The 20,953-nt window shown below is 67.3% G+C and carries 19 protein-coding genes; 7 read left to right on the forward strand and 12 right to left on the reverse strand.

Going from position 1 to position 20,953, the window contains the following annotated elements:
* Positions 1-220: 220 nt before the first annotated feature.
* From Q7V45_RS18765 to Q7V45_RS18775, 3 genes are read right to left on the reverse strand one after another with little or no spacing between them, the layout of a single operon-like run.
* Positions 221-1,069, reverse strand: a complete 849-nt coding sequence (locus Q7V45_RS18765; RefSeq protein ID WP_304854807.1) for a hypothetical protein — start codon at positions 1,067-1,069, stop codon at positions 221-223.
* The gene (locus tag Q7V45_RS18770) at positions 1,069-1,422 is read right to left on the reverse strand and encodes a hypothetical protein (RefSeq protein WP_304854809.1); all 354 of its coding nucleotides are present in this window, start codon (positions 1,420-1,422) and stop codon (positions 1,069-1,071) included. The genes Q7V45_RS18765 and Q7V45_RS18770 overlap by 1 nt, the downstream gene beginning before the upstream one ends.
* Positions 1,423-1,454: 32 nt before the next feature.
* On the reverse strand, positions 1,455-2,231 hold the full coding sequence (locus Q7V45_RS18775; protein ID WP_296327992.1) for an SDR family NAD(P)-dependent oxidoreductase: 777 nt from the start codon (positions 2,229-2,231) through the stop codon (positions 1,455-1,457).
* Positions 2,232-2,387: 156 nt separating this feature from the next.
* Here Q7V45_RS18775 and Q7V45_RS18780 point away from each other — a divergent pair, with 156 nt between their 5' ends.
* The 6 genes from Q7V45_RS18780 (at position 2,388) to Q7V45_RS18805 (ending at position 10,794) form a co-directional block, all read left to right on the forward strand.
* Complete coding sequence (locus Q7V45_RS18780; RefSeq protein ID WP_304854814.1) at positions 2,388-2,957, forward strand: hypothetical protein; 570 nt, start codon at positions 2,388-2,390, stop codon at positions 2,955-2,957.
* 87 nt (positions 2,958-3,044) lie between these two features.
* On the forward strand, positions 3,045-4,922 hold the full coding sequence (locus Q7V45_RS18785; RefSeq protein ID WP_304854817.1) for an autotransporter assembly complex family protein: 1,878 nt from the start codon (positions 3,045-3,047) through the stop codon (positions 4,920-4,922).
* Positions 4,922-8,923: a translocation/assembly module TamB domain-containing protein gene (locus Q7V45_RS18790; protein ID WP_304854820.1), complete on the forward strand. Its 4,002-nt coding sequence runs from the start codon at positions 4,922-4,924 to the stop codon at positions 8,921-8,923. The genes Q7V45_RS18785 and Q7V45_RS18790 overlap by 1 nt, the downstream gene beginning before the upstream one ends.
* A 117-nt stretch (positions 8,924-9,040) precedes the next feature.
* Positions 9,041-9,715 carry an OmpA family protein gene (locus Q7V45_RS18795; RefSeq protein WP_304854824.1) on the forward strand — a complete coding sequence of 225 codons (675 nt, stop codon included), beginning with the start codon at positions 9,041-9,043 and terminating at the stop codon, positions 9,713-9,715.
* A 71-nt stretch (positions 9,716-9,786) separates the two neighbouring features.
* A complete protein-coding gene (locus Q7V45_RS18800) occupies positions 9,787-10,374 on the forward strand; it encodes a DedA family protein (RefSeq protein WP_304854826.1) in 588 nt (195 codons plus the stop codon).
* Between the two features lie 57 nt (positions 10,375-10,431).
* Positions 10,432-10,794, forward strand: coding sequence for a hypothetical protein (locus Q7V45_RS18805; protein ID WP_304854827.1), 363 nt, complete (start codon positions 10,432-10,434; stop codon positions 10,792-10,794).
* Positions 10,795-10,798: 4 nt separating this feature from the next.
* Here the strand turns inward: Q7V45_RS18805 and Q7V45_RS18810 are convergent, their stop codons facing one another.
* From Q7V45_RS18810 to Q7V45_RS18845, 8 genes are read right to left on the reverse strand one after another with little or no spacing between them, the layout of a single operon-like run.
* On the reverse strand, positions 10,799-11,467 hold the full coding sequence (locus Q7V45_RS18810) for an AroM family protein (RefSeq protein WP_304854828.1): 669 nt from the start codon (positions 11,465-11,467) through the stop codon (positions 10,799-10,801).
* A gap of 2 nt (positions 11,468-11,469) precedes the next feature.
* The gene (locus Q7V45_RS18815; protein ID WP_304854831.1) at positions 11,470-12,450 is read right to left on the reverse strand and encodes an ABC transporter ATP-binding protein; all 981 of its coding nucleotides are present in this window, start codon (positions 12,448-12,450) and stop codon (positions 11,470-11,472) included.
* Positions 12,451-12,466: 16 nt separating this feature from the next.
* Entirely contained in the window at positions 12,467-13,513 is a 1,047-nt protein-coding gene (locus Q7V45_RS18820; RefSeq protein WP_304854834.1) for an extracellular solute-binding protein, read from the reverse strand.
* Positions 13,514-13,536: 23 nt separating this feature from the next.
* Positions 13,537-14,352: an ABC transporter permease gene (locus tag Q7V45_RS18825; RefSeq protein ID WP_304854836.1), complete on the reverse strand. Its 816-nt coding sequence runs from the start codon at positions 14,350-14,352 to the stop codon at positions 13,537-13,539.
* Entirely contained in the window at positions 14,349-15,224 is an 876-nt protein-coding gene (locus Q7V45_RS18830) for an ABC transporter permease (protein ID WP_304854839.1), read from the reverse strand. The genes Q7V45_RS18825 and Q7V45_RS18830 overlap by 4 nt, the downstream gene beginning before the upstream one ends.
* A gap of 10 nt (positions 15,225-15,234) precedes the next feature.
* Positions 15,235-16,791, reverse strand: a complete 1,557-nt coding sequence (locus Q7V45_RS18835) for a hydantoinase/oxoprolinase family protein (protein WP_304854841.1) — start codon at positions 16,789-16,791, stop codon at positions 15,235-15,237.
* A complete protein-coding gene (locus tag Q7V45_RS18840) occupies positions 16,788-17,870 on the reverse strand; it encodes a DUF917 domain-containing protein (RefSeq protein ID WP_304854843.1) in 1,083 nt (360 codons plus the stop codon). Before Q7V45_RS18840 ends, Q7V45_RS18835 begins: the two co-directional genes overlap by 4 nt.
* Positions 17,867-18,946, reverse strand: coding sequence for a DUF917 domain-containing protein (locus tag Q7V45_RS18845; RefSeq protein WP_304854846.1), 1,080 nt, complete (start codon positions 18,944-18,946; stop codon positions 17,867-17,869). Before Q7V45_RS18845 ends, Q7V45_RS18840 begins: the two co-directional genes overlap by 4 nt.
* Before the next feature lie 204 nt (positions 18,947-19,150).
* Between Q7V45_RS18845 and Q7V45_RS18850 the strand changes: the two genes are divergently transcribed.
* On the forward strand, positions 19,151-20,098 hold the full coding sequence (locus Q7V45_RS18850; protein ID WP_304854848.1) for an AroM family protein: 948 nt from the start codon (positions 19,151-19,153) through the stop codon (positions 20,096-20,098).
* 16 nt (positions 20,099-20,114) lie between these two features.
* Here Q7V45_RS18850 and Q7V45_RS18855 read toward each other — a convergent pair whose 3' ends face one another.
* Positions 20,115-20,834 (reverse strand): DUF4239 domain-containing protein, encoded by a 720-nt coding sequence (locus Q7V45_RS18855; RefSeq protein WP_304854849.1) that lies wholly within the window; start codon positions 20,832-20,834, stop codon positions 20,115-20,117.
* Between the last annotated feature and the right edge of the window lie 119 nt (positions 20,835-20,953).

Below are 20,953 nucleotides of genomic sequence, written 5' to 3' on the forward strand. Positions count from 1 at the left end.
CTATCACGGCGTGACGCCGGTGCAGCCGGAGAACCCGGCCCAGCCCGCCTATCGCGACGGGCTGGTGGTGACGTTCAAGAAGAAGCCGCGGTCGTAGTGATCCCCGTCGTCCTGAGCGGTGCGCCGAAGGCGCGTAGTCGAAGGACCTCTTTTTTTGTTTCAACGCGCCGTGCGCCAGAAAAGAGGGCCTTCGACTGCGCCGCCCTTCGGGAGTCTCCGCTCAGGACGACGGAGTGTTTTGTTGGGCGGGAGGAAGCTCAAAGCTGCCGAGCGTGCAGCTCACTGCGAAGATCGGGACAGGCTCGCAGAAATCGATCCTTCCCGTCGCGCCCCCGGCCGCAGCCGCGGCGGCGATGAACGTCCGGATCTCGAAGCCGCCCTGGCCGGCCTCGCGATAGATTTCGGCGTCGGTGTAGGACAGAAGCGCCTCGCGGTCGTTGGCCGACCAGCGACGCAGGAACTCGCGATCCCATTCGTGATTGATCTTGCCTGAGTCCGGCGTGGCCGGCCAATGCGAGAGGCCGCCGGTACCGATCAGCGCAATGCGTTCCGGAACGGCGTCGACCGCACGGCGCAGCGCCTCGCCGAACGCCCAGGCGCGGGCCAGCGGGGCGAGCGGCGGGCCCTGGCAGTTGATGTTGGCCGGGACGATCGGCAGGTCGTAGTCGGGCGTCAGGAAGTGCAGCGGCACCGAGATGCCGTGATCGAACTTCCATTCCTCGGCATAGGCCACGTCAACCGTCTGCATGACGGTCTCGATCAGCCGGCGCGACAGGGCCTTGTTGCCCGGCACGGTCGTACGCCGGATGCGCAGGAAGGCCTCATCCTCGATCGGGCCCTCGTAGCTGTCGGCCATGCCGATCGCGAAGGCCGGCATATTGTTCATGAAGAAGTTGGCGAAGTGTTCGGCCGCGATCACCACCAGCGCATCGGGTCGGGTGGCCCGCATCTCATCGCCCATGCGACGGAACGCAGTCTCCAGCGCCTGCCGAGTCTGGGTGTCGGCGCGCTCGGCGCGACCGGTGATGCCGGGGGCATGACTGCAGGCGCCGCAATAGACCAGGGGCATCAGCGCGTCTCCCGTTCGGCCTTGAGGCGGGCGTCGTGCGCCTCGACGCCTTCGTAGCCGGTTGCGGCATAGACGCCTTCACGCACCGGGCCGTACTCCTTCAGCCCTTGCCGCATGCGCTCGAGATAGTCGGTCCACTCGATACGGTGCAGCGCCGCAAAGTGCATCAGGAGCTGGCCGTTGACGCCCAGCACGTAGAGAAGCCCGATGTCGGGCTTCGCCAGCGCGCCGATCTCCTCCTGGGTGAGATCGTAGTCGCCGAGCACGGCGTCGCGCTCGTCGGCATAGCGCTGCCGCGTGCGCGGGTCGCGGTTGAGCTGATAGATCAGCTTCTGGACCTGGTAGAGGCTCATCCCCAGCCCTCCCGCGACTCCGGACGGAACGGTTAGCCGCCGCTGCCGATGGTCACGCCGGCATCGGCGATGATCGTCTGACCGGTGATGAAGGCGCCGGCCTTGCCGGCCAGCATCACGGCAATGCCGCCGATATCGTCCGGCTCGCCGATGCGCCCGAGCGGCGCGCCCTTGAGGCGGACGGCGAGATACTTCGGGTCGTCCCACAGAGCCTTGGCGAAGTCGGTCTTCACCAGGCCCGGCGCGATCGTGTTCACGCGAATATTGTCCTTGCCGTACTCGACGGCGAGGTTGCGCGCGAGCTGCATGTCGGCGGCCTTGGAAATGCCGTAGGCGCCGATCACCGGGGTGCCGCGCACGCCGCCGATCGACGAGACGATGATGATCGAGCCGTCCTTCTTGGCGCGCATGTCGGGCAGGCAGAAATTGATCAGCCACATGCTCGACAGGATGTTGTTGTGCATCACCTTCATGAACACGTCGTCGGGCAGCTTCTCGTTCGGCCCGTAATAGGGATTCGAGGCGGCGTTGCAGACGAGGATGTCGACCGGGCCGAGCTGCTTGCGGGTCTCGGCGATCAGATTCTCGCACTGCGACTTGTCGGAGATGTTGCAGGGAATGACGATGGCCTCGCCGCCGGCTGCCTTGATCTCCGCCGCCGCTTCCTCACAGGCCGGCGCCTTGCGGCTCGACACCACGACCTTGGCGCCCTGCAGCGCGAGGTGCAGGGCGATCGACTTGCCGATGCCCTTGCTCGAGCCGGTGACGACGGCGACCTTGCCGGTAAGGTCGAAAAGCGGCGATGCCATTGAGCTGTCCTCCAGAATATTTCGGCTTCTTCTGTGGCATGAACGCGCGGAATCGAAAACCCCCGCAACCTTGGCCGGGACCGCTCACGAAGGCCTGATTTGCCGGAAGCGACGGGACACTCCTAGTTTGGCACCTAGCCGCTCACAGGAGTTTCGATGCGCGCTGCCAAAAGAATTGGGGCCATTCTTGCCGGACTTGCCGCTTTGCCCGCGCTTGCAGTCGCTGCCACGATCGGCGGCGTCTACTACGCGCCGCAGTACGACTACCGCGACTTCTTCGCCGCGACCGACGGCAAGAATTTTCCGGTGATCCTGGCGGGCAGCGCTTTCCCAGGCGTCGATGCGGGCGTGGTGGCGAGCGACCTCCTGCCGGCGATGCAGCGGGCCAAGCCCGCCCCGGCCCTCACCTTCACATACGAACGTCCGATTCCGCCGGCGAGTCCCGACTACCGACTGGTGCTGGTGTTCGATCCCGCCAACAACCTCAATGCCGATCCCGTCTGCGCCGGCGAGCCGCCGCGCTTCCAGCCGGGCAAGCCGGGTCGCTTCTACGTCTATGCGATCTACTGCCGGAACGACCGGGCCATGTCCTTTACCACCGCATGGACACAGGCGACCGGCCCGTCCGATCCGCGCATCGAGCAGCTCTTCCGGCAGCTCTTCATGGTCATCTGGACAGATCAGCAGCGGCGTTACGCCGAACTCGATCCCAGGTTCGTTCCCTGATCGACCGCCCAAGACTCCAGGTCGCGATCGAATAGAGGCCGCAGGCGCATCCCTTTTGCCCGTAACGCGTTGTATGTGTCGCGTGGCATGGCCTTTGTAAATCGCGAGTTCCTGCGCTGGACGCGCATATGCTGTCTCATTTCGCTCACATGGGCGGGAACGGCGAGCCTGTGGGCGCGCGCAGCCGATGCCCGGACCGCCACGGTCATCCTCACGGTGACCGGAGACGAGCGGATGTCGTCCGATCTCAAGGACCTGTCGGAGGATTTCCAGAAGCAGCAGCCCCTGACGGGAGATGCACTGGGGATATTGCAGGGCGCCCAGGCGGTTACCTCCCAGTTCAATACGGCCCTGCGGTCGCGTGGTTTCTATGATGCGACGATCAAAGCCACGATCGAAGGAAAGCCGATTGCCGATGCCTCCGCCCTGGAGGCTCTCGAGGCCCGCGCCGATTCCGATCCGGCAACCGTCGACGTCACGATCGAGACGGGTCCGCGTTTTCGCATCGGTTCCATTGCCATCCGTCCGCCCGGGACGCAGCAGTCCCTGCCCGGCATCGACCGCGCGGAACTCGGCATCGCGCCCGGTGACCCCGCCGATGCCGCCGCCATCATCGCCGCCCAGGGCAAGCTGCTGGACGAACTGCGCAAGCAGGGCCACGCGCTGGCCGCCATCAAGGATCGCGAAGTCATCGTCGATCACGCCACCCGCGAGGCCGAGGTAACCTTCGTGGCAGAGCCCGGCCCGCTCGCCAAGATGGGCCGGGTACGCTTTACCGGAACGGAGAAAGTCGACACGGCGTGGCTGCAGCGTCGCGTGCCCTTCAAGGAGGGCGAGCCCTACTCTCCGGCCAAGGTCGAAGAGCTGCGCGGGAAACTCACCTCGCTCGGCACCTTCAATGCGGTGCGCCTGAAACCCGCGACGGAACTCGACGCCAATGGCGAGCTGCCGATCGAGGCCGAGCTGACCGACCGCCTCCAGCGCTCGATCGGCTTCGGGGTGAGCTACGAAACCCAGCTGGGCTTCGCGGTCGAGGGCTTCTGGGTCCACCGCAACCTGTTCGGCCAGGCCGAGAGCCTGCGCCTGTCCGGAGAGGTCAATCACATCGGCCAGGGCTACGCGATCCTCGATACGGGCTTCGCGTTCCGCGCCGCCTTCCGCAAGCCCGACTGGTGGCTGCCGGGACAGGATCTGCGGCTGGAAGCAGCGGCGCTGCGCGAAGTGGTCCCTGCCTATACGAGAAAGGCCGCCACCTTCTACGGCGGTTTCGACCGGATCTTTTCGCCGCGCTGGCAGGGCCGGCTCGGCCTGGCGGTCGAGATCGCCGACATCACCCGCAACGGCATCACCCAGAGCTATCGCATGCTCGGCCTGCAGGGGACGGCGCTCTACAATCGTGCCAACAGCGACCTCGACCCGACGCGCGGGTATCGCATCGAGTTCAACGTCCAGCCTTGGGTCGATACCGGACCAGGCAGCGACATGTTCACCATCCTGCGCCTGACCGGCCGTCACTACTGGGACATCGCCGAGCCCGGCCGCACCGTGCTGGCGACGCGCGCCTCGTTCGGCATCGAGCCCACCACCAGCATCGGCGGCATCCCGCCCGACAAGCTCTTCTATGCCGGCGGCGGCGGCTCGGTGCGAGGGTTCGTCTACCAGACCGCCGGACCGCTCGACGCCTACGGCAACCCACTGGGCGGCGCGAGCGTCGTCGAGGCGAGCGTCGAATTGCGCCAGCGGATCGGCAAGGCGTTCGGCGCCGTGGCCTTCGTCGATGCCGGCAGCGCCTACCCTGATGTCCTGCCGAACTTTTCGCAGTTGGCACCGAGAGTCGGCGCCGGCGTCGGCATCCGCTACTACACCGACTTCGGGCCGATCAGGGCCGATGTCGGCATCCCGCTGAACCGCCGGCCAAGCGATCCGCCGTTCGGCCTCTATGTCAGCCTGGGGCAGGCCTTCTGATGCGCCTACTCCGCATCACGGCCTCTTTGCTGGTCGCCGTCGTGGCGGTGGTCGGCCTCGCCTTCGCGGGCGTCCAGACCGCACCGGGCAAGCGGTTGCTGGCGTCGGTGGCCTCCAGCCTCGCCTCCTCGCCGGATCAACAGATCCGCATCATCGGCATCGACGGTTTCGTGCCGACAGACCTGAGCGTGGCGCGCGTCGAAATCGCCGACCGCACGGGCCCCTGGCTGCAGATCGCCGACGCTCGCCTTTCCTGGTCGTTCGCATCCCTGCTGGAGCGCAGGCTGCGTATCGAGCTGCTGTCGGCCGCGAAGATCGACGTGCTGCGCGCGCCGCAGGGAGAAAAGAAGGAAAGCACGCCCACGAGCGGCGGCCTCCAGCTCCCCTTCGACATTGACCTGCAGGCAATGCGGGTCGACGATCTCCATCTCGCGGCCGCTCTCGGCGGCATCGACTCCCACTGGAAGATCGGCGGCGAGGCGGCGATCGCCAGCGACCTCGGTGAAATCAGCGCCAGGCTCGCGGCCGACCGTCTGGGAGGCCCCACGGGCAAGCTCACCGCCGACGTGCGGCTGGAGCGGTCGCCTCGCAGGATCGCGGCCGACATCACGCTCGACGAGGCGTCGGGAGGCATCGTGGCGGCGCTGATGCAGCGGCCCGATCTGCCGGACATCTCCCTGAAGCTCTCGGCCCGAGGCGACGAACGGGACGGCACGGCCGAACTGACGGCCAAGGCCGGCGACGCGGCGACCGCAAAGGGCAGTCTCCGCTGGATGCCCGATGGCAGCGACACCGCTTTCCAGGCCAGCCTCGACGCCGGCGCGATCGATGTGCCGGCCCAGGGCGTCGCCTGGCAGGGTCTGCATCTCGAGTCGGACGGCAAGCTGACTGGCGCGATCCGCGTACGGGGTACCGTGCAGGATTTGAAGCTTGCGACGCTCGATCCCCGCCTGCCCCAACCCGGCACCGTCGCGGTCGACGCCACCATCGCAGATCTTGCCGGCGAAAAGATCAATATCCGATCGTTCGAAGTCGTCATGCCGCTCCTGCGCGTCAAAGGCGACGGCGACTACGTTGCGGCGGAGGATCGGGGCGAAGTGCGCGCGACAGTCGATCTGCCCAGCCTCGAACCCTTGTCCGCCATGGCCGGCCGTGCCCTGAGCGGCAAGGCGCAGGTCGACCTTACGGCGAGCATCTACAATGGCAACCTCTCCGCCCGTTGGCAGGGCCGTATCGACGATTTCGGCGCCCCCGACGTGCCGCAGGACCTGGTGGCCACCGTCAATCTCGCCGGCAACGCCACGCTCGCACCCGATGGCACCTGGACGATCCGGGACGCGAAGCTCGGCAGCGACAGCGGCACGCTCACCGTGTCCGGCCGTGGCCACGAGGAGGCGGGCAGCCTCGACCTCGCCCTCGATCTGCCACGGCTGGCGACCTTCCGGGCCGAGGTGCAGGGCGCTGCAACCGCTGCGGCGACCGTGGATTTCGGCGGCCCTGAAACCACGCTCAAGCTCAAGGTCGAGAGCCGCAATGTCGCCTACCAGAAAATCACTTCGCGTCGCCTCGTGCTCGACACCTCCGTATCGCTGGCACCTGGAGGCAAGGTGGCGGGCACGGTCCAGGCCGAGGGTGAGGTGGCAGGTCAGCCGCTGTCGATCGGGGGCCGATTCTCGCACGAAGAGGCCGCCGGCCTCTCCGTCCCGAACCTCCAGGGACGCTGGTCGAACGCGGTGCTCGACGTCACCAATCTTGCCATTGCCCAGACGCGGACGACGGGGCACGCACGGCTGGCAATTCCCCAGCTCAAGGATGTCGAGGCGCTGGCCGCGCTGGGCCTTGAAGGGTCGCTGGTTGCGGATGTCACGGCCGATCCGAATGCCCCCGCGGGCCGGCTCGACGTCTCGGTCAAGGGCACCAACCTTGCCGGCCAGGGCCTGGGCGCCGCCACGCTCGACCTCAAGGGGCATGTCGACGACCCGGCCGGCCGGGCCTCCACGGACCTCGCGCTCGACGCGACACGCCTGCGCGGCGCCGGGGGACTGTCCACTCTGAAGGCGACGGCCAAGGGCGATCGCGCGAACGGCATCGATGTCACGCTGCTGGGCTCAGGCCCGGAACTCTCGGCCGATCTCGCGGCGAAGGTCGAGTTCCCGGCCGATGAGATCCGCATCGCCCTATCCAGATTCAGCGGCCGTTATCGCGACATCCCGCTCGGCCTGAATGCGCCGACGAAGATTGTCGTGGCCGGTGCACGCATCGTGATCGATCCGACGAACCTGCGCGTCGGCGCCGGCCGGGTGGACCTGCGCGGCACGCTCGATCCCGTGGCCAGCGACCTCCAGGCCGAAATCGCGGGCCTGCCGCTCGCCCTGATCGACACGTTCGCCCCGGGTGCCGGGCTGGAAGGCACGCTCCAGGCCAAGGTTCGGGCGACCGGCGCGATGGGTGCGCCCCGGCTGGAGGCAAGCTACAGCGCCGCCGGGGTCCGCGTACGCCGCCCCGACGCGGGACTGATCCCAGCCCTGTCGCTGCAGGGAACCGCCTCCCTCGTCGGCCAGCAGGCGAGCCTCGACGCACGGCTGGCCGCTGGCGGCAGCACAAACTTGACGATGAAAGGCACTGGAACTGTGCCCCGCGGGGCCGGGCCTGTCGCTGCCAAGATCGCCGTTGGAGGCTCGATCGACATCGCGCCTTTTGCGCCCCTCCTGGGCAACGACATCCGTAACGTGAGTGGCCGGCTCCGGCCCAACCTGTCGGTGTCCATCGACGGCACGCAGATCACCGGTACCGGCGCGATCGACTTCGAAGCCGGTGCGCTGACCATGCCGGAAGCAGGTCTGAAACTGAGCGGCGGCCAGGGCCGCTTCGTCCTGCAGGGGGACACGCTGCAGGTGCAGCGGCTCACCTTCCGGGCGGGTACTGGCACCGTGAACGGCAGCGGCTCGATACGGGTCGATGTCGAACGCGGTCTCGTCCTCGACCTCGGGCTGGCGACGCAGCGCGCGCTGCTGGTCAGCCGGCCCGACATGGTGGCGACGGTCTCCAGCACGCTCAAGATCACAGGGACGACCTCCTCGGGTATCGAGATCTCCGGGCCCGTCACCATCGATCGGGCCGAGATCTCGGTGGGCGGCGGCCAGACCGCGTCCTTCCCGACCCTGGACGTGCGAGAGATCAACAAGCCGGGTGCCGCCGTTGCGGCCACACAGCCGGCGCAGCGCCGGACGTCCCCGAAGGCCCCGCCGCCGCCCGACGCTACGCCGATCAAGCTGGCGCTCGACGTGCGGGCGCCCCAGGCGATCTTCGTCCGCGGCCGCGGTCTGGACGCCGAGATGAGTGGCCAGCTCACGGTCAGCGGCAGCCCGAGCGCGCCCGCCGTGGTCGGCGGCTTCACCATGCGGCGCGGCACGTTCAGCCTGGGGAGCCGTCGACTAACCTTCTCCAAGGGAATCGTGACTCTCGACAACCTCAACACGATCGATCCGCGCCTCGACTTCCTCGCAACCACGACGGCCAATTCCGCCACGATCGGGGTCGCCATCACGGGGACAGCCCGCGAACCGAAGCTGGAAATCACCTCGACGCCCTCCATGCCACCGGACGAGGCGATGGCCCTCCTCATTTTCGGCAAGCCGGCCTCCCAGCTCGGGGCGTCGGAGCTGGTTCAGGTTGGCCAGGCGCTCGCCGAGCTGGCCGGCCAGTCTCCAGGCGAGGGTGTCCTGAGCCGGCTGCGCAAGGGACTGGGGCTCGACCAGCTGAGCATCGGATCCTCTGCTTCCTCGACCGGCGAGCCTTCGGGAGCAGGAGCGAGCGGAGTGTCCCTCGAAGCGGGCCGCTACGTGGCGCCCGGCGTCTATGTCGGCGCCCGGCAGGGGGCGGCGGGCAATTCCAGCCGCGGCGTCGTGCAACTCGACGTCTTTGACAACATCAAGGTGGAGGGCGACATCGGCGCGAATTCCACAGGCCGCGTTGGGGTAAAGGCGGAGTGGGACTACTGATCCGGACGACGGAAAGTTTCTTTGTGCACGGGATCGGAACTTCCCCGGGGGCTGCGCGTTTAAGCCCTCGGACGGACCCGCCGTGGGTTGGATCCGAAAATCGAGGGAAACCATTCCATGCTCAAAAAACTCCTGGTCGTCGCCGCGGCGACATTCCTGTTGGGCGCTTGCGCGTCGGAGCCGCCTCCGCCGCCGCCTCCCCCGCCGCCGCCGCCGGTCCAGGCGCAGACCTTCATGGTCTTCTTCGATTGGGACCGCTCCAACCTGAGCGCGCAGGCCGTGGAAACGGTTCGCCAGGCCGCGCAGGCCTACAAGACCCGCGGCAGCGCCAACATCGTGGCGACCGGCCACACCGACACCTCGGGCTCGCCGCAGTACAACATGGCGCTGTCGCTGCGCCGCGCGAACTCGGTCAAGGATCAGCTCGTCCGCGACGGCGTGCCGGCGACCGCCATCTCGGTCAACGGCCGCGGCGAGGAAGGCCTTCTCGTGCAGACCGGCGATAATGTCCGCGAGCCGCAGAACCGCCGCGTCGAGATCTCGGTAGGTGGCCAGGCCACGGTGAGCACCGTGTTCTCCGACCCGCGCTCGTACTGCAAGGCACTGAGCGACAAGTGGCGCCAGTTCCGCACGTCGCAAGTCGACACGCCTGAGGCCACTGCCATCGCCAAGTGCGAAGCGGGCGACTACGCCGGCGGTATTCCGACCCTCGAAGACGCGCTGATCTCGGCGAAGATCCCGCTGCCGGCCCCCGGCTATCGCTGGCCTGGCCGCCCGATCGGCCCCGCGTAAATCCGTCACTGGACGGGAGCAAGTGAAGGCGGCCCCTCGCGGGGCCGCCTTTTTCGTTGTAGGCAGGGCGCATGCTCGACGGCGACCTCGCCTCCTTCCTCGATTTCATTCGCCAGCATGGCGACGCCGTCTACAGCTTCCTCGCCATTTACTCGATGGCCAACAGTCTCCTGCTCGCGCTGTTCGCCGGCTACGCCGCCCACGCGGGTGCGCTGGGCTACGAGCAGGCACTGGCGGCCTGCTGGGCCGGCACCTTCGCGGGTGACGCGCTGCGCTTCTGGGTCGGCCGGCGATTCGGCACACGCTGGCTGCGCGGCATCCCGCGCCTTCAGCGTGCAGTCGAGACGGCCGCACGGCTGGCCGCCCGCCACCATGTCTGGATGATCCTGATCCATCGCTATCCCCGCATCATCCGCAACGTCGCTGGCTTCGCCTACGGTGCCTCCGCCTTGAGCTGGCCGCGCTTTCTCGTGCTGAACTTCGTCGCCGCAGGCCTGTGGGCCGGGTTCGCCGTCTCGATCGGCTACGGCTTCGGATTCGTATCGGAAAAGACCATGACCGATGCGCTTTCGGTCTTCGGGATCGCCATGCTCGTGGCCTTCATCGCGCTCACCTGGTTCCTGACCCGACGGCTGGAACGCGTGATGGAGCGCAACTAGGACACGCCGCCTGCCTGCTGGGCAGGACCACGACGCTATGCGATGAGGTTCCCGATCATGGTGACGCGACGACGGACTCTTCTCTCAGGCGCCGCGGCCGGCTTTCTGGGTGCCGGCTCGGCCCACGCTCAGGATGTGCGCGTGCTGGACTCCGCGCCGAAGGCGAACGCGGTGATCGGACGGCGCAGCAGCGGCTTCTATGTTCGCTTCAATCGTCCGGTAGACCACGAGGATTCCCGCCTCTCGATCAAACAGGACGGCAGGATCATCGAGGTTCTGCACCCGCGGCTGGAGTCGGCGCCAGATGTGCTTTTTGCGCGCGCGCCCACCCTCCAGCCTGGGCGATACAGCCTTCATTGGATAGTAGGTGGTGAACCAAGGTTCGACGGTGAGATCCCCTTCACCGTCGGCAACGAATAGGATTTCAGTCGAGCAGTTCGCGCAGGACACGCCCGGTGGCAGTGATGGCGAGCAATGTCGGCACCTTCACCACGGCCTTGACCGCCACCTTGGTGGCTGGCCCGTAGCTCATGCAGTCGAGCGCCACGAGGTCGGGCCTGGTCGCGGCCAGACGGCCGGCGACCGCCGCCGCCTCCTCCGGCCCGGCGCTCGGGACGAGCGCCTCGACGGTTACCGCTACGCCGCCGCGCGCCCATTTGGTGGCGAGTTTCTCGCCCTGCTCGGCAAAGGGCACCAGAAGGCCCAGCCGGCCGCGCGGCAGCAGGCCTTCGGCGATGCCGCTCAGCACCCGCGACGGGAACAGCACGCCGGCATCACCGTCCATCGCCGGGAACTCGCCCGTGCAGGCATAGACGATGGCATCGCAGCCGTCGGCGCGCAGCTTGGCCAGTGTCTCCGGCGATCGGGCGATCACGGCCTGCTTGGAAATCTTCACGTCGCGGCCGCCGCGCAGCCTCGTGTAGAGCGTGTCGGCGCCACTGAGCGGCGGCAATGCATCGACCTCGGCGTCGCTCAAGCCATCGAGCGCACCGCGCAGGATCACCTTCGTGCCGGCCGGCGCCTGGGCGGCGAACAGCTCGACGATGTCGTCGCGCGGTGCCTGCCCGATGGTGACGATTCCCAGGGTGCTCATGTTCAGCTCTCCAGCGCGACGGCGTCGCTGTCGTTCCAGGTAAGACCCACCGCATCGCCCGGCATCCGCGAGGCCCGCTCGCCGGCATGTGTCTCGCGCACCAGCATCGACGAGCCGGTGGTGGGCCGGACGCGCAACAGCGTCGATCCGCCGAGGTAATTGGCCGTTTCGACCATACCGGCGAGACGGGCGCCGTCGGGCGCGACCAGCCGGATCTTCTCGGGGCGCAGCGCGCGGAGCGGGCCGCCCCCGTCCAGAATGTTGATCTCGCCGATGAAGTCGGCGACGAACCGCGTGCGCGGCCGCTCGTAGATCTCGGTCGGCGTGCCAACCTGCTCGACCTTGCCGCCGTTCATCACGGCGATGCGGTCGCTCATGGCGAGCGCCTCCTCCTGGTCGTGGGTCACGAAGACCAGGGTGACGCCCAGCCGCTTCTGCAGCTCCTTCAGCTCGAACTGCATCTGCTGGCGCAGCTTGCGGTCGAGCGCGCCCAGCGGCTCATCGCAGAGCAGCACCGGCGGCTCGACGACCAGCGCGCGCGCCAGCGCCACCCTCTGCTGCTGTCCGCCCGAGAGCTGGCCGGGCTTGCGTGTCTCGAAGCCCGTCAAGGCGACCTGCGCCAGGGCCGCCGCGACCCTCCGCTCGATTTCCGGCTTCGGGACCTCGCGCATGCGCAATCCGAACGCCACGTTCTCGGCCACCGTCCGGTGCGGGAACAGCGCATAGGACTGGAACACCATCCCCATGTCGCGGCGATGCACCGGCAGGTCCGTGATGTCACGGCCGCCGACATGGACACGGCCCGAGTCGGGATGCTCGAAGCCCGCGATCATGCGCAGGCTCGTCGTCTTGCCGCAGCCGGAGGGTCCCAGCAGCGAGAAGAACTCGCCGGCGGCGATGTCGAGCGTGACCGCGTCGACGGCCATTACGCGGCCGTCGAACGTCTTGGTCACCTGGTCGAGCTTGATGGCCGCGGAGGTCACGTACGCACGCCGCCCGTTAGCCCTTCAGGATCTTGGTGACGCGGGCGTCGATATCCTCGCGACGCGCGTTGTACCATTTCCAGTCGGGCTGGATCAGCGTCGCGACCTTCTCCGGCGTGGTGAGGAGCTTGGCGTCGTACTTGGCCTCGAGCTTCACCTTCTTGTTGGCCGGCGAATACCAGACGGCCTCGGCCAGCAGCTTCTGCACGTCGGGCCGCAGCATGTAGTCGATATAGGCAAAGGCCAGCTCCTTGACCTTCGAGCCGGGCGTGACGTTCAGCACCTGCTCCAGCGCCAGCACGCCCTCGGAGGGGCTGGCGAAGTCGACGGGCTGCATATTCGCGCCCTCGTAGCGATAGACGCCCGAATCGTGGATGACGCCCATCGACACTTCGGCCGACAGCAGCATCTTTTCCATCTGGCCCGTGAAGTCGACCAGCTTGATCGGCTTCAGCGCCTCGAGCGCCTTGTAGGCGGCGTCGAGGTCGGTGAGGCCCTTGCCGTAGACCTTGCCCAGCATCATCAGGTGCGCCTGGCCCAGGCTGTTCACCGGGATCAGGTAGCCGCCGCGCGCGCCGGCCAGCTTGGGATCGGCGAGATCCTTCCACGAGGTCGGCTTGGTCAAGCCCTTGTCCGTGCGAAATCCCAGCCCGATGGCGCTGGTGAAGATCGTGACACCCACGATCTTGTCGCTCACCGCATAGGGATAGACGTCGGCAATGTTAGGCACTTCCTTGGCGGTGATCTTGGCCATCACCAGCCCCTCGACGACGGCGTTCCACTGCTCGTTGGAGTTGGTGTGGAGCACGTCATAGATCGGATCGTTCTTCGAGCTGACCTGCAGCTTGGGCAGGAACGGGAAGGCCTGGTCGGCCGACACCGTGCACTTGAACTCCTTCTCGAAGGCCGGCAGCACCGTGGCCTTCATGACCTCGCCCCACTTGCCGCCCCAGGTCGTGATCTTGAGCGTCTTGGTCTGGGCATGAAGGATCGACGGTGCCCCCACCGCGGCTATAGCCGCGAGGCCGGCGCCGGTCCGCAACGCTTTGCGACGAGAAATCATGGCAACCCCCTGTTACGTTTCCATCAGAGCTTAACGTAGGCCTTGAGGCCGATCAGCCTCTCCAGCACCAGAACCACCGACAATGCGAGCAAGATCGAGACCATCGAGGCGGCCGCGATAGCGCCGTCGAGGTCGAATTTCATGTAGTTGAACAGGACCACCGGCAGGGTCTCGCCTTTCGGTACCACCAGGAACAGCGAGACCGGGAACTGGTCGAACGACACGATGAAGGCGAAGACGCCGCCGGCGAACACGCCCGGGCGGATCAGTGGCAGCGTGACCTCGAAGAAGACCCGCGTCGGACTGGCGCCCAGCACCGCCGCGGCCTCCTCGATGCGCCGGTCGAAATTGTGCAGGACGGCCAAGGTCGTTCGGATGACATAGGGCACCGCAACCAGCGTGTGGGCCGCGATCAGGCCCCAGACCGGCCGGCCGATCCCGGAGAGGAGATAGGCCTGGAACAGCGCCAGGCCGGTCAGGATTGCCGGCACCATCAGGGGCGACATGAAGAAGGCTGTCATCACCGCCCGCCCCGGCAGGTTGCCGCGCGCCAGGGCGAGCGCGCAGGCGGCGCCGATCACGATCGACAGGACCAGCACCACGGACGCCACCCACAAGGACAGCCAGAGCGCATTCATGAACTCCGCACTGCCGAAGAACTTCTCGAACCAGCGCAGGCTGACGCCGACCGGCGGGAAGGAGATGTACGGCGTCGGGTTGAGCGCAAACACCAGCACGATCGCGATGGGCAGCAGCAGGAACGCGAGCAGCAGCGCGTTCAGCGTGAGATAGGCGGCGCGGCCCACATCGAATGGCCGGCGGTTGGGCGCGGCGCTCATGCCATCCCCTGCCCGCCGGCAAGCCGCGCGAGGATGCGGTTGTAGGCCACGACGATGGCCAGGGAGACCAGAAGCAGGATGACGCCGAGTGCCCCTGCGAAGTTGGGATTGAAGCTGGTGCCGACCTGTTGGGCGATCAGCATGGGCAGGGTCAGCACGTCGGTGCCGCCCATCAGTGAGGGCGTGACATAGGCGCTGATCGACAGGGCGAAGACCAGCAGCGAGCCCGCCAGGATGCCGGGCAGGCTGAGCGGCAGGGTGACCTCGACGAAGGCCCGCAGTCGGCCGGCGCCCAGGCTGCGCGCCGCCTGCTCCAGCCGTTCGTCGATGCGGCCGATCACGCCGGTCAGGGTCAGCACCATGAACGGCACGTAGATGTGGACCAGCGCCACGATGGTGCCGAACTCGTTGTACATCAACGGCAGCGGCTTCTCGATCAGACCCCACTGCATCAGCGTCGTGTTGATCACGCCCTTGTCCTGCAGGATCGTCATCCAGGCGAAGGTGCGCACGACGATGCCGGTCAGCATCGGGGCGATCACCGCCATGAGAACCAGCGCATGACCCAGCCGGGACTGCATGCGCGCCATCCAGTGCGCCAGCGGATAGCCGATCAGCAGCGAAATGACGGTCGTGATCAGCCCGATGCGCAGGGTCGACCACAGCGCCTCGTGGAAGATGCCGGCCGTGTCGAAGATGAAGCGCTCGTAGTGCCGCGTCGTCAGGAAGGCGTTGGGATTGGTGACGGGATTGCCGGAATAGAACGACATCGCGGTCATCACCGCGAACGGCAGTACGAAGAACAGGACGAACAGCAGCCCGGCCGGGGCGATCAACCAGGCGATCGGTGTCGGGCGAGCGGCGTTCGTCATGCCGTCACGGTCACGCGGTGGCCGCGACGTCGCCCACGACCCGGACGCGCACGCGCACCGAGTTGCCGGGCAGGTAGGCGATCGGCATGTCCTCGCTCTCGATCGTGTGCAGGGTCGCCCGGTCGGCGCCGGCCGCCACGGCGCGGTCGTTGGCGATGTCCTGCGCCGCGGCCAGCGCCTCCACCCGGCTCATGTCCTTGAAGATCTGGTCGCATTCGCCCGAGACCTGGGCGATGGCGGCGCCCACGGCATTGGCGCAGTCGCCATGCTCGACATGGATCACCTGCGAAACGCCGGCCATTTTCGCGGGAATCAGGAACGCCCCGCCGCCGACGGCGATCAGGGGCACGTCACCCGCCTCGGTCTTCATGCGGTCGACCGCCTCCTCCGCAAGGCGCGCCGCCTCGGAAAAGACGCGGGCACAGGTCGTCGCATCGAGATGGGCGACCCGGGACTTGTCGCCGAGATCGAGCACCCCGGAAGCGACCGCCACGTCGGTGGTCGTGAGCTGCGCGCCACCAAAGGTAATGGCATCGGTCAGAAGACGATAGCCCACCGAGACCGGGCCGATCGAGAGCGGATCGAGCACCACATGGCTGCCACCACCGAGGCCGATCGACAGGAGGTCGGGCATGCGGAAGAGCGTGCGCACGCCGCCGACCTTGACCACCGAATTGGCCTCGCGCGGAAAGCCGAGCTTGAGCTGGCCCACGTCGGTCGTGGTGCCGCCGACGTCGATCACCATCGCGTCGCTCAGGCCGGAGAGATAGGCCGCCCCCCGCATCGAGTTCGTGGCACCCGAGGCGAAGCTGTAAACCGGCAGGCGCCGCGCCTGGCTTGCCTCGGCCACGGTGCCGTCGTTCTGGGTGATGAACAGCGGCGCTGCGATGCCGGAATCGCGGATCGCCTTCTCGAAGGCGGCGATTGTGTCGCGCGACAGGTCGGCGAGCGCCGCATTCAGCAGCCCGGCATTCTCGCGCTCGAGCAGACCAATGCGGCCGAGATCGGACGAGCAGGTGATGGCGGCATCCGCAATCACGGAGGCGACCAGCTCGGCGGCACGCCTCTCGTGGGTCGGATCCAGCGGCGAGAACACCGCGGAAATGCCGACTGCGCGCAGGCCAGCCGCCTTCATCTCGTGAGCCGCTTTCAGCACGGCAGCCTCGTCGAGCGGCATGAACGGGCGGCCGTCATATTCATGGCCACCTTCGACCATCCAGACGCCGCCCCGCACCAGCTCGCCAAGATCCTCGGGCCAGTCGCAGAACGGCGGCAAGGACGCGCCCGAGGGCAGGCCGAGCCGCAGCGCCGCCACCTTGGTGAGATGCCGGCGCTGAACCACGGCATTGATGAAATGCGTGGTGCCGATCATCACGCCGTCGATCTTCTTCGGCTTCCCGTCGCGGCCCTGCAGCACACCGGTCGCGGCGAGCTTCTTCAGCGAATCGAGGATGCCCGTTGTGACATCCTGGCTGGTCGGCGCCTTCACCGCGCCGGAGACCCTGCCCTCCTCGATGAGGACAGCGTCGGTGTTGGTGCCGCCGACATCGATACCGATTCGTCTCATGACGCGAACACGCTCCTGAAGTCGAGATCATAGCCAAAAGCCCGGGGTCCGACATGTGCCAGCCCTTCGGGAGTGAGGAAGATGTCGGGCCCGGGCAACGCGATCACGGTGACCCGCTGCCCGTAGCGAATCGTCTCCGTGCCGACCGCTTCTCCGGACACCGAGTCGAGGACACAGATCAGATCCGGCGTCATGGCGAGCGGCCCGTCATCGCGCGAGGCCACGATCCATTCATTCTGGAAGTTGATGCGAAGGGCCGATCCGCGCCAGTCGTCCATGCCTTCAAATCGGACGACGCCGCGCAGGAAGCCTTCCGTCGCCCGCCGTTCGACGTCGACGACCTTGCCCTTGTAAAGCAGCCGCCCAGGCTCGACGGAGAGGATGGTAGCCACCGGGTCGTCGTGCGTCCGCTGCGCCTCGCGCACGGCACGGCCGATCGCGATCGCCTTGGTGGTAGTGCCATGGATGCCCCACTTCTTGACCTCGGCCCCCGTGCGGGGTGGCTGGCAGGTCGGTGCCGTGGAACCGTATTCGACGCAGATCTTGCGGGCGATGCGCTCCGCCCACTTCCAGGACGGCACGGTATCGACGATGGACTCGAGGCCGCGCACGTCGACCACCGTCAACGGACAGGGCCGCAGGCCGCCGACCGCCACGGAGGTCATCTGCGCCTCGGGATAGGCGCGGCCCATCGTGTCCGAATCGACGACCGGAACGCCGAGATGGGCCGCGACCATGAGCGGCCGGACGCCGTTGCCGCCGCCGATCTCCATCCCCATCACGGCGTCGAACCGGCGGTTCGTGTGACGCTCCATGAGGCGGGCGGCACGGGCGATGGTTTCGTGATCGGTCAGCCGTTCGATACCGACGAGCGGCGCGCCCATGTTGGCGATCACGCCGACCCAGTCGTCGTCGCCGAGATCCGACGCCGGCATCAGCTGGACGCGACGGCCCTCGCGATAGAGCACCCGCATGTTGAGCAGCGACAGGTAGGGATTGCCGCCGCCGCCGGTACCCAGGACCCAGGCGCCGACGGCCAGCGATTCGATATCTTCCTCGGTGATTTCGCGCCGGCTCAAGCGAAGACGCTCTTGAACTCGATGTCGTAGCCGAAGGCCCTTGGTCCCACATGCTGCAGGCCCTTGGGGCTGAGGAAGACCGGAGGGGGCGGCAAAGCGATCACCGTCACTCGCTGGCCGTAGCGGATGGTCTCGGTGCCGACTGCCTCGCCCGACACGGAATCCAGCACGCAGATCAGGTCGGGCGACATGGCGATCGGCTTGCCGTCGAGCCACGCCACGATCCACTCGTTCTGGAAATTGATCTCCATCGCCGAGCCGCGCCACTCGTCCATCCCGTCGAAGCGGGTGCGGCCGCGCAGGAAGCCCTCGGTCGCGCGCCGCTCCACATCGACGACCTTGCCTTTGTAAAGGACCTTGCCCGGCTCAACCGACAGAATGGCCTTGACCGGGTCTTCGTGCCGGCGCTGGGCCTCGCGCACGGCGTGGCCGATGGCGATGGCCTTGGTCGTGGTGCCGTGGATGCCCCACTTCTTCACCTCGGCGCCGGTCCGCGGCGCCTTGCAGGTCGAGGCAATCGAGCCGTACTCGACGCAGATCTTGCGGCTCACCCGCTCCATCCACTTCCAGGTCGGCACCTTCTCGACGACCGATTCGAGCCCGCGCACGTCGACGGTGGTCAGGGGACAGGGCTCGAGGTCACCGACCGCAACCGACGTCATCTGGGCCTCGGGATAGGCGCGGCCCATCATGTCGGAATCGATCACCGGGCGCTTGAGGTGCGCCGCCGCCATCAGCGGCTGGATCGAATTGCCGCCGCCGATCTCGAGCGACATGATCCCGCGGAAGCGATAGCGCGTGTGACGCTCCATCAGGTCGACGGCGCGAGCGATCGTGCGGCTGTCGGTGAGACGCTCCTGCCCGACCAGCGGTGCGCCCATGTTGGAAACGGCGGCGACCCAGTCGTCGTCGGCCAGCTCCGACGCCGGCATGAGCTGGACGCGATAGCCCTCCTTGTAGAGGGCCCGCATGTTGAGCAGGCCGAGATAGGGGCTGCCTCCGCCACCGGTCCCGAGGACCCAGGCGCCAACAGCCAGCGATTCGATGTCGTCGAGAGTGATGTCGGTCAGGGGCATGGGCCAGTGCTTCGGGCGAGGTCGCTGTTGTCGGTCAGACGAGGTCCGCCGGAGCGACGCCTTGCAAGATCGGGACCATCGACGCGGCGTGTTTCGTCACGTGATGTATTCCAGCCCGCATGACATCCTGCCCCGTGTTCAGGCATGTCTATGGATCGGACAGGCAGGCATCAATACGTGCGAACACGTATGGGGAGACAACAGGTGGGGACCAGGCGCACACCGCGCATCGCCATGATCACGATGGGCCATGCCCCGCGTCCCGACGTTATGCAGGAAATCGGCCCCCTGCTGGGCGAAGCCGAGTGTGACGAATTCGGCGCCCTCGACGACGATGCGGAGGACGTGATCGCGAGCATGGCGCCGCGCGGCGACGAGCTGAGCTATCTCACCCAGTTGCGGGACGGCCGGCACGTCATCCTGGAAGCCGGCTTCGTGACGAGCCGCACGGAGGCACTGGTCGCGGAGCTCGACGGCCGCGACTACGATCTTCTCATCCTGGCGATGACCGGCATGCGGGCGCGGCTTTCGACGCGGACCCCGCTCGTCCACGGCCAGGACGCGCTCGACGCCTGGATTTCCGCACTGGTCGCCAGCAACTCGCGGATCGGCATCATATTCCCCCTGGCAAGCCAGCAGTCGGCCGCCAGCGAGAGCGACTACGGCACGATGCTGAAGAGCTCTCTGGCGACCATCGGCGGCAGCCAGGGTTCCGACCTCACGCAGGCGATCGACCGCGTGTCCGGCGCCGACCTGATCGTGATGAACTCGGTCGGCTATACCGGCGAGATGGCCCAGCAGGTCGCGCGCACCAGCGGCAAGCCGGTCGTCACCGCCTGCCGCATCATCGGCAGCACGGCGCGTCTGCGCCTGTCCGAGATCGCCGGCAAGCCACTCGACTTCTCGACCACGACCTATACCGGAGCCGAACTGCTGCGACGACTTCCGCGGCCCGCCCTCGATTCGCTCACGCGCCGCGAGACGGAGGTGCTCGTCCAGGTGCTCGAAGGCGCCGCCAACAAGTTCATCGCGCGGGCGCTGGGCATCAGCCACCGCACCGTCGAGATCCATCGCGCCCGCGCGATGCTGAAGCTGGGCGCGACGTCGACTCCGGAACTCATCCGGCGTGCGTTGAGGCAGCCGGAACGCTGAGATCCAGCGGCGGCCCTCACGGCGCGAACGGCGGCAGGGCGGCACGGATCGGCAGGCTCGATATGTGCATGAGGCCGGAGAACGGCTGGACCATCTCGATGATCAGGAACAGGGCCGCCGACGCCGAAAGGGCAACCAGCACGAGCGCCACGGCCGATGTCGGATTCACCGGCGAGAACAGGCAATAGCTGGCGAACAGCACCGTGAGCCAGAAAATCAGTACGATGAGGGTCGGCACGGGCAACCCGGACCTCGACTGTTCGAACAGAGCGAGCCTGGCCCGCGAAGTCGACACCGCCAGCTGCAGGGCCTCCGCGACGAGAGCCGATTTCACCGGGGTTCCGGTTGGCAGCGCGTGGAGGCCGGCATAGAGCTTCGACGCCAGCGTCCCGCTGCCATACAGCCCGGCACTATTCCTGGACGCCGGGTCGCCCCAGATCCTTTCGATCATCTGACCGACGGCTTCCCTCAGCAGCACGCGGGTCGGATTCGCTTCCGGACCGTATTGATCGAGCACCGCGTCGAGCAGGATGAGGTTGGCGGCAATCTGGCGGATTTCGCCGCGCTGGGCCTCGTAGCTGCTGTTCGCCGAGTTGATGAGAAGGCCGAGGACCAGCGCCGCAATCGTGCCCACCAGGCCGGCGCCCAGTCGAATGATGTCCCGGGCATGGTCATCGAGATGATGGTCCGGCAACAAGCGGCGCAGCAAGGCACCGATGACCGCGCCGAGGAGCATGACCCCGCAAGCCGCGAGCGAGATCCAGATGGGTTGCACGAAATCGACCTTTCCTGGGACCGCCGGGCACTGGCGGTCCGCGAAATTCTAGCACTCCTGCGAAACGGACACGGCTTGCT

The sequence above is a fragment of the Reyranella sp. genome, assembly GCF_030651995.1.
Taxonomy (GTDB): Bacteria; Pseudomonadota; Alphaproteobacteria; order Reyranellales; family Reyranellaceae; genus Reyranella.

Bases quoted from the DNA above. Each gene is read 5' to 3' on its own strand.
- Q7V45_RS18775 (WP_296327992.1), bottom strand. From the start codon at position 2,231: ATGGCATCGCCGCTTTTCGACCTTACCGGCAAGGTCGCCGTCGTCACC.
- Q7V45_RS18845 (WP_304854846.1), bottom strand. From the start codon at position 18,946: ATGCCCCTGACCGACATCACTCTCGACGACATCGAATCGCTGGCTGTT.
- Q7V45_RS18855 (WP_304854849.1), bottom strand. From the start codon at position 20,834: ATGCTCCTCGGCGCGGTCATCGGTGCCTTGCTGCGCCGCTTGTTGCCG.
- Q7V45_RS18805 (WP_304854827.1), top strand. From the start codon at position 10,432: ATGGTGACGCGACGACGGACTCTTCTCTCAGGCGCCGCGGCCGGCTTT.
- Q7V45_RS18800 (WP_304854826.1), top strand. From the start codon at position 9,787: ATGCTCGACGGCGACCTCGCCTCCTTCCTCGATTTCATTCGCCAGCAT.
- Q7V45_RS18810 (WP_304854828.1), bottom strand. From the start codon at position 11,467: ATGAGCACCCTGGGAATCGTCACCATCGGGCAGGCACCGCGCGACGAC.
- Q7V45_RS18830 (WP_304854839.1), bottom strand. From the start codon at position 15,224: ATGACGAACGCCGCTCGCCCGACACCGATCGCCTGGTTGATCGCCCCG.
- Q7V45_RS18785 (WP_304854817.1), top strand. From the start codon at position 3,045: ATGGCCTTTGTAAATCGCGAGTTCCTGCGCTGGACGCGCATATGCTGT.
- Q7V45_RS18770 (WP_304854809.1), bottom strand. From the start codon at position 1,422: ATGAGCCTCTACCAGGTCCAGAAGCTGATCTATCAGCTCAACCGCGAC.
- Q7V45_RS18835 (WP_304854841.1), bottom strand. From the start codon at position 16,791: ATGAGACGAATCGGTATCGATGTCGGCGGCACCAACACCGACGCTGTC.
- Q7V45_RS18780 (WP_304854814.1), top strand. From the start codon at position 2,388: ATGCGCGCTGCCAAAAGAATTGGGGCCATTCTTGCCGGACTTGCCGCT.
- Q7V45_RS18765 (WP_304854807.1), bottom strand. From the start codon at position 1,069: ATGCCCCTGGTCTATTGCGGCGCCTGCAGTCATGCCCCCGGCATCACC.
- Q7V45_RS18825 (WP_304854836.1), bottom strand. From the start codon at position 14,352: ATGAGCGCCGCGCCCAACCGCCGGCCATTCGATGTGGGCCGCGCCGCC.
- Q7V45_RS18795 (WP_304854824.1), top strand. From the start codon at position 9,041: ATGCTCAAAAAACTCCTGGTCGTCGCCGCGGCGACATTCCTGTTGGGC.
- Q7V45_RS18820 (WP_304854834.1), bottom strand. From the start codon at position 13,513: ATGATTTCTCGTCGCAAAGCGTTGCGGACCGGCGCCGGCCTCGCGGCT.
- Q7V45_RS18790 (WP_304854820.1), top strand. From the start codon at position 4,922: ATGCGCCTACTCCGCATCACGGCCTCTTTGCTGGTCGCCGTCGTGGCG.